The organism is Paenibacillus sp. EKM301P, from assembly GCF_011800295.1.
Lineage (GTDB): Bacteria > Bacillota > Bacilli > Paenibacillales > Paenibacillaceae > Paenibacillus > Paenibacillus polymyxa.
In genome coordinates this window covers 1-11,787 of sequence record NZ_JAALFM010000005.1, presented here as the reverse complement: position 1 = coordinate 11,787, position 11,787 = coordinate 1, and the positions used below count along the sequence as shown (strand labels likewise).

The window sequence follows — 11,787 nt, the reverse complement described above, 5'->3', positions numbered from 1 at the left end:
TATGAATTGAGGAAGAGGCTGTATTCAGAGAGGTTGAAAAACCATGAAGCAAATGATTGTACAATGCCAACAGCAGATGACCCAAATGGCACTGTTGGAAGAGGGACGGTTGGTTGAATATGCGGCTGAACTACCGCGAAAACGGGGAATTCTAGGTTCTTTTTTCAAAGCTAGGGTGGTCAATGTGCTACCGGGAATGCAAGCCGCCTTTGTTGACATTGGACAGCGCAAGAATGCCTTTTTGTATGTGGATGACGTACTTCATGCCCATTTGGACAAGCAGCCAGAGGTAAAGCCGTCCATTTCTGAACTGTTAAAGGTGGGGCAGGAAATCGTAGTACAGGTATTAAAAGAGGCAGTTGGTAGCAAAGGAGCCAGGGTGACCACTCATTTTTCACTTCCCGGCCGCTGGATTGTTTACATGCCCCGTGCTGATTATGTGGCCGTATCCAAGAAGATTGAGCGTGAGGGAGAACGTGCCCGTTTGAAAGCAATGGGAGAGCAACTGCGCACGGGTGAGGAAGGGGTCATCATTCGTACTGTTTCAGAGGAAATGAGTATAGAGGCGATTGAAAATGATCTGAATCAACTACGCAAGCAATGGGCGGCTATTCAGCGTAAAGCAAGTGAACACTCCGCACCGTGTGAATTGCACCGGGATCTGAGTATCGTTCAGCGTTTAATTCGCGATGTGTTTACACCTGAGCAGGATGAACTGGTCATTGACAGTGAGGAGCAAGCAAAGGATGCAGAAATAATGCTGCAACAGATCGGTTCTGCGAAAGCTCATGTAAGTATATTTCGCAGTGCAGAAGAAACTATTTTCAAAGCTTATGGCATTCATGAGCAGCTGGAACGCGATTTTGCGCGAAAGGTATGGCTTCAGGGTGGCGGATACATTGTCATTGATCATACGGAGGCATTGACCGTCGTTGATGTGAATACTGGGAAGTTTACGGGCGGCAGTAATCTGGAAGAGACGGTGACCCAGACTAACATTGAAGCAGCAGAAGAAATTGCCCGCCTGGTACGTGTCCGTGATATTGGTGGTATTATCATCATTGATTTTATTGATATGGAACAAGAGGAGAATCGTAGGGAAGTATCCTCTGTGCTGGAGGCAAGATTAAAAAAGGACCGGACTAAATCCTATGTTGTCGGTTGGACGCGGTTAGGTTTACTGGAAATGACCCGCAAAAAAGTGCGTGAAGAAAAGACTCTCGTATAGAACGTGCGTAATCAAAATTATTTCAAAACTAAAGGTTGAATGTGTACGAAGCTTGTGCTACAATCATTTAGTATGTGTGATGCGTAAGATTGGCTGCACATGCTGTAACCGCTCCAATCAGGTACTGAAGTGCAGTATCTTAAAGAAACTGCCACCTGCTATTAGGCGAGTCTGAGACATAAGGAGGTGCAAGCAAATGTACGCAATTATCGAAACAGGTGGTAAGCAATACAAAGTTCAAGAGGGCGACGTATTGTTCATCGAGAAGTTGGAAGCTAATGATGGTGAAACTGTAACGTTCGATCGTGTTCTGGCAGTGTCCGGCGACAATGGCTTGACAGCAGGTACACCGCTTCTTTCTGGAGCTTCTGTAACGGCTAAAGTTGAGAAGCATGGTCAAGGTCAAAAGGTCATCGTATACAAATACAAACCTAAAAAGAACTACCATGTGAAGCAAGGTCATCGTCAACCGTACACGAAAGTGACGATTGAAAAAATCCAAGCGTAAGAGGGTGCGATAATTGATTATCGTGCGTATTATACGACTGGAGGATGGCAGCATACAGGGGTTTTCTGTTAAAGGCCATGCGAATTTTGCTAAATCTGGCGAAGATATCGTATGTGCTGGTGTTTCGGCGGTAACCGTAGGAACTGTCAATTCGATTGTAGCTCTTACGGACGTTGAAATGGAAACGGAAATGGAAAACGGCTTTTTAAGCGCGTATCTATCTCCTGAAAGTTATCATGATGCGAACGCACAGGTTCAACTGTTGTTGGAATCCATGGTGATTATGCTGACAAGCATTGCTGAATCATACGGTAAGTATATTCAAATAGAAAATAAACAAAGAAGGAGGTAGACATCATGTTGAAATTGACATTGGATCTTCAGTTATTCGCATCGAAAAAAGGTGTAGGTTCCACAAAAAACGGACGTGACAGCAGATCGAAACGTCTTGGAGTGAAACGTGCTGACGGTCAAGCAGTTACCGGCGGTAGCATCTTGGTTCGTCAACGCGGAACGAAAATTCACCCGGGCACGAACGTGGGCATCGGTAAGGACGACACTCTGTTCGCGAAAGTGGACGGCGTTGTGAAGTTCGAACGTTGGGGCCGTGATCGCAAAAAGGTGAGCATCTACCCGATCGACGTTGCTCCAGTAGCAGCTACTGTAGAAGCTTAATAGCGGCTTAGACACGCTGAAAAGCCTCCGGCACTTTTGTCGGAGGCTTTTTTGCATGATGGTAATGAACTGGAAAGTTAGTCTGTGCTATACTGGATTAAGGTTGTTGACTAGTCCATTTAATTATCGCAGAACGGAGAGAAGCCATGTTCCAGCGGATAAGAGCGCCTTATCTGGCGTTGGGTTCCATTCTGATTCCTTTGGTTTTTTCACTGCTCTATCCCAAAGCATTAACGATTATCATACTAGCTGTGTGGGCTGTAGCTGCTGCTTGTTTTGGTATGTGGTATACCCATAGACAGGTTGAACTTGAGCGGAAAGCTGCTTTGCGTTCTTTTGAGCGTACAGCGATAGCAACGCTTAACCATCATCGGCATGACTGGATGAATGATTTACAGGTGCTTTATGGCTATATTCGTATGAATAAGCATGATAAATCAGCTGCTTATGTGGAAACAATAAAAGGGCGGGTGTCGGAAGACAGTAAAATATCTAAGCTGGGTATTCCCTCGCTGGTGTTTTATTTGCAGTCTTTTCGCGTGAACGCCGGAAATTTACAATTGTCGGTAAAGGTTGAGGAAGAGTTAAAGTTAGACGCTGTCATGTCTCCCGAAGACGGCGAGTCGCTTGCCTCGGCCGTCATACAAACGGTGCGTGCGTATCAATATGGCGGGGGCCGGTCGTCCTGGGGAGAAGTGCGCAGATTGACACTTTATTTCGGTATGGATCAGAATGATGTTATCGTCCGCTTTGAAGGAAGTGACATACCTGCCGATTTAAATATACTAAAGCAGGTCAGATCCGTACTCGGAAGTGAACGCCTTCGAACAGAGAAGCTCCCTACAGGAGATATGCTTCAAATTCGAATGCAGTGCCAGACATAAGGAAGGTGTAACCATGTTTGTAGATAAAGCGAAGATTTTTGTTAAAGGCGGTGACGGTGGAGACGGATTAATTGCGTTTCGCCGTGAGAAATACGTTCCTAATGGTGGCCCAGCTGGTGGTGACGGAGGGAACGGTGGAGATGTGATTTTCCGTGTAGATGAGGGTTTGCGCACCTTGATGGATTTTCGATACCAACGGCATTTTAAAGCCCAGCGTGGAGTAAAAGGTCGCAACAAAAGCCAACACGGAGCCAACGCAGAGCACATGATCGTCCGTATACCACCGGGAACAGTTATCATGGATGATGACACTGGTGAAGTATTGGCAGATATGACACGTCATGGCCAACAGGTCGTTGTAGCTAAAGGAGGACGCGGAGGACGCGGTAATATTCGTTTTGCTACACCGAGCAATCCAGCGCCTGAATTGGCTGAAAACGGTGCGGAGGGGCAAGAACGTTATATTACACTTGAGTTAAAAGTGATGGCTGACGTAGGCTTGGTCGGATTTCCTAGTGTAGGAAAGTCTACCTTGTTGTCAGTTGTATCTTCCGCAAAACCTAAAATTGGCGCATACCACTTTACAACGATTACCCCAAATCTGGGCGTCGTAGATGTGGGGGATCAGCGGAACTTTGTGATGGCCGATTTGCCTGGTTTGATCGAAGGAGCTCATGAAGGCACTGGACTGGGTCATGAATTCCTGCGGCATATTGAGCGGACGCGAATCATTATCCATGTTGTGGATATGGCGGGCTCTGAAGGACGTGACCCGTTTGAAGACTGGACCAAAATAAACGACGAATTAAAGCAATATAATGCAGCTCTGGCTGAGCGTCCACAAATTGTGGCGGCCAATAAAATGGATATGCCGGAAGCTGAAGAAAATCTTGCTCACTTCAAAGAGCAAATTGCTGCGATACGTCCTGACCTTGAAATCATGCCTATTTCCTCTCTGACACGTCAGGGGGTAAAGGAACTGCTCTATCGAGCTGCTGATCTGTTGGATCAAATACCGGACGAGCCGGTTGTTGAGGAAGTAGCAGAAGTCAATGAACGTAAGGTATTTAAGTTGGATACGGCCGAAGACGAGGGCTTTACGATTGTACGTGAAAACGACACATTCGTAGTGCACAGCCCCAAAATTGAGCGCATGATGAAGCGCATGCAGATGAATTCTCATGATGCCATCTTAAAATTAGCAAGAACGTTGCGTCATATGGGTGTGGATGCTGAGCTACGTAAGCGTGGTGCCACAGATGGTACATCTGTACGCATTGCTGATTTCGAGTTCGAATTTGTAGAAGGTAGCAGTTACTACTAAAAATGAAATAAGGCTTTAAAACCTGAACGGTTACTGCACTATAGGGAATTCTATAGAAGGCAGTAGCCGTTTTTTGTATTGTTAGCTTGCCGATTTTCAAGAGTTTCGATATAATGTCCTCTATACAAAAACATAAGTCTTTGAGGAGAGGACGTTCTTGAAAGAGCGCTATTACTTGGTACGGGAAGATATTTTGCCTGAATCTATTGTTAAGACCATACAGGTAAAACTGCTGCTGGCTTCGGGAGATGTTAAAACCGTACATGATGCTGTGGAGCAAGTTGGGCTAAGCCGAAGCGCCTTTTATAAATATAAAGATGGCATACATTTGGTTAACCAGTTGGAGCGCGAGCGAATTGTCAATATCTCTATTGATCTAGAGCATCAATCCGGCATGCTGTCCAGGGTGCTCGGTAGAGTGGCAGATTACGGAGGTAATGTGCTGACGATCCAGCAAAGTATTCCACTGCAAGGCAGAGCCAACGTAGTCATCTCAGTAGAAATGTCCAGGCTTAGTGATGAATTGGGTGTTCTGCTGGAGGGCTTGGAGAGCATTTCTGGAGTCAAGCGGGTCCGCCTGATTGGGCAAGGCTGAGCGATACAGTTCGTTAGATAAAAGTTGCAGGAGGGGAATGGATGAAACCGGTCAAAGTAGGATTGTTAGGCTTGGGGACTGTAGGTACGGGAGTCGTTCGAATCGTTGAGGGTAATCAGGAAGACTTGAGCAGACAAGTCGGTTCACCGATCGTCATTGAAAAAATAGCTGTAAAAAACATAGAAAAGTATCGTGCCATTGAAGTGGACACCGCCAAGCTTACGGAGGACCCGTGGGAAGTCATTCGAGATCCTGAAATTGATGTGATTATCGAAGTCATGGGTGGGATTGATCAGACGAAGGAGTACATTCTCGAAGCGCTAGAGAGGGGCAAGCACATTGTAACGGCCAACAAGGACTTAATGGCATTGCACGGTTCTGAAGTATTGGCAAAGGCACAGGAAAAACAATGTGATATTTTTTATGAGGCTAGCGTAGCGGGCGGTATACCGATCATTCGTACGCTCATCGAAGGTTTCTCCTCTGACCGTATTACCCGCATTATGGGGATTGTGAACGGGACAACAAACTATATTTTAACTAAAATGAGCCAGGAAGGAGCCTCGTATGAGGAGGTTCTTAAGGAAGCCCAAGAGCTTGGATACGCAGAATCTGATCCGACCTCAGATGTCGAAGGGTTGGATGCGGCCCGAAAGATGGCGATACTTGGGACCCTTGGTTTCCGTTCCAATGTAGAGCTCAAGGATGTAAGCGTGAGCGGTATTTCCAAGGTAACCAGTGAAGATATTGCTTTTGCTAAAAGATTAGGATATGAAATGAAATTACTTGGCATTGCAGAGCGTCAAGGTGATGAATTTACGATTAATGTTCAGCCAACTATGGTGCGCAAGCAGCATCCATTAGCTTCGGTGAACGGGGTGTTCAACGCAGTTTATGTACATGGTGAAGCGGTGGGTGAAACCATGTTTTATGGTGCAGGTGCAGGCGAAATGCCAACAGCTACATCAGTTGTGGCTGACCTGGTGGCTGTAGTGAAAAACCTCAAACTCGGCGTAAATGGGCTTAAAGCAATCGTACCCTACAATCCGAAGAAAATTAGCAATGACGAAGACGTGTATTTCAAAAATTTCGTGCTTTTGCACGTGGATGATAAAGCGGGGGTATTGGCACAGATTACGCAGGTATTTGCTGAATTCAATGTCAGTTTGGCATCTGTCGTGCAGCAACCGAATGAGACTAATCCCGATGCTGAAATTATTATCGTGACTCATTTAGCTAGCAAAGCAAGTATGAAAAAAGTTTTAGAGCATTTTGAAACTTTGGACGTGATCCGCCGCATCAAGAGTGTATATCGGGTAGAGGGATAGTCAATAAAAGCAGGAGGAATCATCTGTATGACCGTTTTGAAAACAGCAAGAGTGCGTGTGCCTGCTAGTACGGCCAACCTGGGCCCTGGCTTTGATACATTGGGCATGGCATTGTCTCTATACGCATGGATTGAACTAAAAGAGGCCAAGCAGACATCTTTTCATCTGTACGGAGATCAAATGAATGGCGTTCCCCAAGATAAAACCAATTTGATTTACAAGGTAGCACAAATGGTTTTTCGTGAAGCAGGTGTATCTGTTCCTGAGCTGGAAATTTCGATGTACTCGGATATTCCGCTTACCCGTGGTTTGGGCAGCAGTGCTTCCGCCATTGTAGGTGCCCTGGTGGCTGCTAATACGCTGATTGGCTCGCCTCTGTCGGATTCCAAGCTATTTGACATGGCAAGCGCTATCGAAAAGCATCCGGACAATGTCGGAGCCTCTCTGTTTGGTGGTATTATTACTGCTATGTGGGATGGCGAGCATGCCAAGCACTTACGGATTGAACCGGATGCTAATCTAGAGGTAATGGTAGTTATTCCAGATTTTCAACTGTCTACGTCGAAGGCCAGAGAGGTCCTGCCTACCCACGTATCCTTGAAGGATGCTGTATATAATATAAGTCATGCTTCAATGCTGGTAGCGGCATTGGCATCGGGCCGAACAGATCTAATCGCCGAAGCGATGCGGGATCAGCTTCATCAGCCTTACCGCGCGGCACTAGTGCCGGGTATGACAGAGATCCTACAGGATGCGCACCATTATGGTGCATTGGGTGTGGCCCTTAGTGGTGCTGGACCGACGTTGCTGGCATTGATGGATCAACGGGAAAATCGCAAAGCGGAGCTTGAACTGTATTTAACGGAGACAATGAACAAAGAAGGGATCACTGCGTCTGTTTTGAAATTGCGCCCAGAGGTTGAAGGGGTTAAAGTATATACAGAAGGGAATACACACCCTTTTATGGATATGATTAAAGGGGAACTTACGATATGAAACGAATTGCACTTCTTCCTGAGGGGACTGTTTCTCATGAAGCGATTAAATATTTGTTAGGAGATACACCCTGTGAACTTCTATTTTACAAACATATAGCAGACGTATTTCAGGCAATAGACAAGGGACAGGCAGACTATAGTGTAATTCCTATTGAAAATACGATTGACGGCTCTGTGAGTTTGCATATGGACTGGCTTGTACATGAGGTAGACATTCCAATGCAGGCGGAATGGGTATATCCTTCGATTCAAAATCTTATTGGACATCGTAGTGAATTTCTTGGGGATCAGGACGAGCTGGATTTGAGCAAAGTGGTCAAAATTATGTCCCATCCTGTAGCGCTTCCCCAATGTAAAGAATTCATACAAGCTTTCGCTCCTCAAGCTGAGCTGGAGAGTGCAGGAAGTACGGCCGAAGCCGTCGAAATTGTTAAACATAACCCAGGTAAAGGTTGGACCGCTCTCGGAACCAAGCTTGCGGCTGCCAAACACGGATTGGACATTTTGGCCAGCAAGGTGACGGATCACGATAACAATTTTACCCGCTTTGTCTTGATTGGACATGAACCTGTAAGGTTCCCGCGTACGCCAGAAGGCCAGCGAACCAGTATTTTGGTCACGCCGCCACAGGATTTCCCGGGAGCGCTGCATCAGGTTTTATCTGCATTTGCATGGCGCAGGTTAAACCTGTCTCGTATTGAATCGCGTCCGACCAAAAAGCAATTGGGGAATTATTATTTTTACATTGAAGTTCTGGAATCTCTGCATTCCGTTTTGCTTCCGGCAGCCTTTGCAGAGATCGAGGCTTTGGGGTGCCATGTACGCATTCTTGGCTCTTATCCAAGCTACAAGTATGTTGAAGCAGCGATCGAACCTATTTTGAAGGAACATTAATCGGAGGTGTGGTTGTAATGGCAGAACAATGGATTTATCTGGATGGGCAGCATGTAACTAAGGAGAACGCAAAGGTTTCCGTATATGACCATGGTTTCTTGTACGGAGACGGTATATTTGAGGGTATTCGTATTTATAACGGAAATATTTTTAAATGTAAGGAGCATTTAGAGCGCCTGTATGATTCTGCAAAATCTATTCAGTTGAACATTCCGCTGTCTCCTGATGAAATGTTGGAAGCCATGGCTGAAACGATTCGCCTTAACGAAATGCGTAATGGATATATTCGATTGGTTGTATCCCGTGGTGCTGGAAATCTAGGTTTGGATCCCCTTCGTTGTGCAAAGGCGAGTGTCATCATTATCGTCGAGCAGCTCGCCATTTACCCGGAAGAAGCTTATTTGACAGGTCTGAAGACAATCTCTGTCTCTCAGCGTCGCAACATCCCGGATGCTTTGAATCCAAAGATTAAATCATTGAACTACCTCAACAATATCCTGGTGAAGATCCAGTCTAACTATGCTGGTGTAGGTGAGGCTATTATGCTCAATTCCCAAGGATATGTGACGGAAGGTTCTGCTGACAACATTTTCATTGTCAAAAATGGAGTGTTGTACACACCGCCTTGTTATTTGGGAGCGCTTGAGGGGATTACTCGTAATGCTATCATCGATTTGTGTGCCAAGCTTGGATATTCGCTTAAGGAGCAACCTTTTACATTGCATGATGTATATGTCGCGGACGAGGTGTTTTTTACGGGAACCGCGGCAGAAGTGATTGCAGCTTATGAAGTAGATGGTCGTACGATTGGCTCCGGTGTTGCCGGTCCAGTGACTTTGGAGCTTCTGGCTGAGTTCCGGAAGATTGTGGATCAGGATGGCTATAAAGTGTGGCAGGACTAAAATAATCGAGATCCTTTTGACTGAATGCTTGTAAGAGTATTCGGTCGAGAGGATTTTTTTGTTTGTAGGGGGTCATTCGCCCGGGAGGTGCATAGGATGTAATAACAGAAGCCGGGCGTTTATCCCGCCCGAACGAAAGTCTAGGAGGTTTGTGACCTGTGAAAATACACATCGTCAAAAAAGGTGACACTCTATACTTACTGGCACAGAAGTATAATGTGACACTAGAGAAAGTTATCGCCGCCAATCCCCAATTGGCAGACCCTAATCAGTTGAGCATCGGTGAGAAAATCAAAATTCCGACAGATCCTGTTACGATGGAAACACAGCCGTCAACGGTCTATCAACACAAGGTTAAGCAAGGTGATACGTTATGGAAGTTGTCTAAGGCGTGGAATGTACCACTTAAGATAATTATTGATGCCAATTCCCAACTTAAAAACCCGAACGCACTTCTGGTTGGAGAAACAGTTAATATTCCACACTACAAAGAAAACGCATCTGATCTTTCTATGAATAAAAAAAATACCGCAGTGAAAGAAGAGATGACACAGCCTAAAACCGAATCCCCGACCAAGGAAGAACTTACCCAGCCCAAGGCGGAATTAACACAGCCTAAACCGGAGAATATGCCTAGCCCTAAAGAAGAAATGACACAGCCGAAAGAAACAGTGAATCCTCCTAAGCTTCCTGAATTAAAACTGCCTGAAGCTCCTATGGCGCCCGTCAATATGGCACCCGTGAACATGGCACCTGTCAATATGGCGCCCGTAAATCCTGCTCCACCTCAATTGCAGCCCATAATTACTCAACCTGCCCCACCTCAACAAATGCAACCTATAGTCACCCAACCTATAGTCACTCAACCGATTGCACCTAAACCGCAGCTTCCAATTAATATCGAAAAGCAACCTGTAACTGAAAAGTTTTGTGGCTGCACAAGCTCGAAGCCGATGGAAAATTCCTCATGGCCATTACAGCAACCGACATTTGATTACAGTCCGCCAATAAATGCAATGCCGAACTCGTTGTATCCGGGGATTGGGTCTCCTCAGAATTGGGGGGATGCTCCTGTAAATACTTCCTTTGCAGAACATGCCTCTCCTACTGTAGTTGCAGATCAGGGCTATCATCATGACTGTGAGCATCCATGGTGCTGGGGACCTGTGCAGACAGCAGCACCCATACATGCTCATCCCACACCTTATCCTGCCTATTCAGATTGCTGCTGCACCCCTGGATATTATCCGAGTCATGAAGCGTCTGAAAATACATCCTATCCTGTCTATCCTCCATTTATCCACCAAGGGGGTCCGCAGCAGCAACCAGAGAGTGCAGTCCAGGGTAGCCAGTGGGGCAACGCATGGGGAGGACCACAATATAGTATGCCTGCAAGTGGATACGTGTCCGACTTTAGCCAACCAATGGCTCAACACGCCGCGAATCATCCATATCATCCGTTCGCACATGGAAATGCACCTATGTATCCATTAGAGGGATATACAACGCCCTATATGTTTATGCCAGACTGTGGATGCCGGGAAGGAAACATCGAGTCGGCGCCAGCCTCTCCGGGAACGCAAGAGGTAGGTAACAATCTGACTATTCCATCGCAAAATGAAGGTGCTTCTTCAAAAAAAGACGATAGCGCGTCTAAAGGCAAATCAAAAGACAACTCTAGCAGTACATCCAAGGAAGAAACATCTAAAGCCAAGGTTTCAAGTGAACATGCTACTGTTAAGAAGCATAAATCCCGTAAATCGACAGGAGGAAGATCTCGCTCCTCATCCTATAGTGCTCGTGCACGTCAAAATCCATGGATTAATGACTGACGCAGATAAATATAAGAAAGAGGTAAACACTAGTACCGTCCCGATTTGTTAGTCATAAGGTGAAAGGAATAAATGTTAAAGAGGCTGTTATTCTGCTAGTTGAGAATGATAGTCTCTTTTTTTAATGCAGTAATCCTACACATGAATAATGTCACTAAAAAAGATGTTGCTAATTAGCGTAGTCATGTGGTATATTCTTATAGTTTTCTTTTACAAGATGATTAGCAACATAAAAACAAATTAGAATTAATTGAAAAATTCTCTTAAAAAAAGTGTTGCAAAGATAAAAGAAACATGATATATTATTTAAGTCGCCGCTGAGATGCGGTGAAGAAACAAAGTGAGTTAAAGTAAAGAGTTACGCAAGTTTGATCTTTGAAAACTGAACAACGAGTGAGTACGGATTTTGTTTACAAAATCCAAAAGAGATATTTTATCTCGTCAGTTTCAAAATGAGCTAATCGCTCTTTCTATATTGTTTCATCTTCGGTTCTTCTCCTTGGAGTGGATGAAGATAAAACAGGTTGACGTTACTTTGTAACGTCTTTAATGGAGAGTTTGATCCTGGCTCAGGACGAACGCTGGCGGCGTGCCTAATACATGCAAGTCGAGCGGGGTT

General features: G+C 45.4%; 12 protein-coding genes, 1 rRNA gene and 1 other annotated feature. All 13 genes read left to right on the top strand.

From position 1 onward, the window contains the following. Nucleotides 1-43: 43 nt before the first annotated feature. Nucleotides 44-1,228 (top strand): Rne/Rng family ribonuclease, encoded by a 1,185-nt coding sequence (locus tag HFD99_RS13995; protein WP_123797555.1) that lies wholly within the window; start codon nt 44-46, stop codon nt 1,226-1,228. Between the two features lie 96 nt (nt 1,229-1,324). Continuing rightward, nucleotides 1,325-1,411: a sequence feature (ribosomal protein L21 leader region), on the top strand. 13 nt (nt 1,412-1,424) lie between these two features. Then, nucleotides 1,425-1,736 (top strand): 50S ribosomal protein L21, encoded by a 312-nt coding sequence (rplU, locus tag HFD99_RS13990; RefSeq protein WP_013311592.1) that lies wholly within the window; start codon nt 1,425-1,427, stop codon nt 1,734-1,736. A 13-nt stretch (nt 1,737-1,749) separates the two neighbouring features. Continuing rightward, nucleotides 1,750-2,088: a ribosomal-processing cysteine protease Prp gene (locus tag HFD99_RS13985; RefSeq protein WP_016818432.1), complete on the top strand. Its 339-nt coding sequence runs from the start codon at nt 1,750-1,752 to the stop codon at nt 2,086-2,088. A 5-nt stretch (nt 2,089-2,093) separates the two neighbouring features. Then, a complete protein-coding gene (rpmA, locus tag HFD99_RS13980) occupies nt 2,094-2,411 on the top strand; it encodes a 50S ribosomal protein L27 (RefSeq protein WP_013311590.1) in 318 nt (105 codons plus the stop codon). A 146-nt stretch (nt 2,412-2,557) separates the two neighbouring features. Continuing rightward, nucleotides 2,558-3,295 (top strand): Spo0B domain-containing protein, encoded by a 738-nt coding sequence (locus HFD99_RS13975; protein WP_025365643.1) that lies wholly within the window; start codon nt 2,558-2,560, stop codon nt 3,293-3,295. Nucleotides 3,296-3,308: 13 nt separating this feature from the next. After that, nucleotides 3,309-4,619: a GTPase ObgE gene (gene obgE / locus HFD99_RS13970; RefSeq protein ID WP_019688406.1), complete on the top strand. Its 1,311-nt coding sequence runs from the start codon at nt 3,309-3,311 to the stop codon at nt 4,617-4,619. A 157-nt stretch (nt 4,620-4,776) separates the two neighbouring features. Beyond that, nucleotides 4,777-5,214, top strand: a complete 438-nt coding sequence (locus HFD99_RS13965) for an ACT domain-containing protein (RefSeq protein WP_123797554.1) — start codon at nt 4,777-4,779, stop codon at nt 5,212-5,214. Nucleotides 5,215-5,255: 41 nt separating this feature from the next. Beyond that, nucleotides 5,256-6,542, top strand: a complete 1,287-nt coding sequence (locus tag HFD99_RS13960) for a homoserine dehydrogenase (protein WP_031462083.1) — start codon at nt 5,256-5,258, stop codon at nt 6,540-6,542. 27 nt (nt 6,543-6,569) lie between these two features. Continuing rightward, nucleotides 6,570-7,538, top strand: a complete 969-nt coding sequence (gene thrB / locus HFD99_RS13955) for a homoserine kinase (RefSeq protein ID WP_044788179.1) — start codon at nt 6,570-6,572, stop codon at nt 7,536-7,538. Next, complete coding sequence (pheA, locus tag HFD99_RS13950; RefSeq protein WP_016818437.1) at nt 7,535-8,434, top strand: prephenate dehydratase; 900 nt, start codon at nt 7,535-7,537, stop codon at nt 8,432-8,434. Before thrB ends, pheA begins: the two co-directional genes overlap by 4 nt. A gap of 17 nt (nt 8,435-8,451) precedes the next feature. Beyond that, on the top strand, nt 8,452-9,336 hold the full coding sequence (ilvE, locus tag HFD99_RS13945; RefSeq protein WP_013372655.1) for a branched-chain-amino-acid transaminase: 885 nt from the start codon (nt 8,452-8,454) through the stop codon (nt 9,334-9,336). Between the two features lie 158 nt (nt 9,337-9,494). Further along, on the top strand, nt 9,495-11,168 hold the full coding sequence (locus tag HFD99_RS13940) for a LysM peptidoglycan-binding domain-containing protein (RefSeq protein ID WP_113050808.1): 1,674 nt from the start codon (nt 9,495-9,497) through the stop codon (nt 11,166-11,168). A 546-nt stretch (nt 11,169-11,714) separates the two neighbouring features. Then, nucleotides 11,715-11,787 (top strand): 16S ribosomal RNA (locus HFD99_RS13935); the annotation flags it as partial.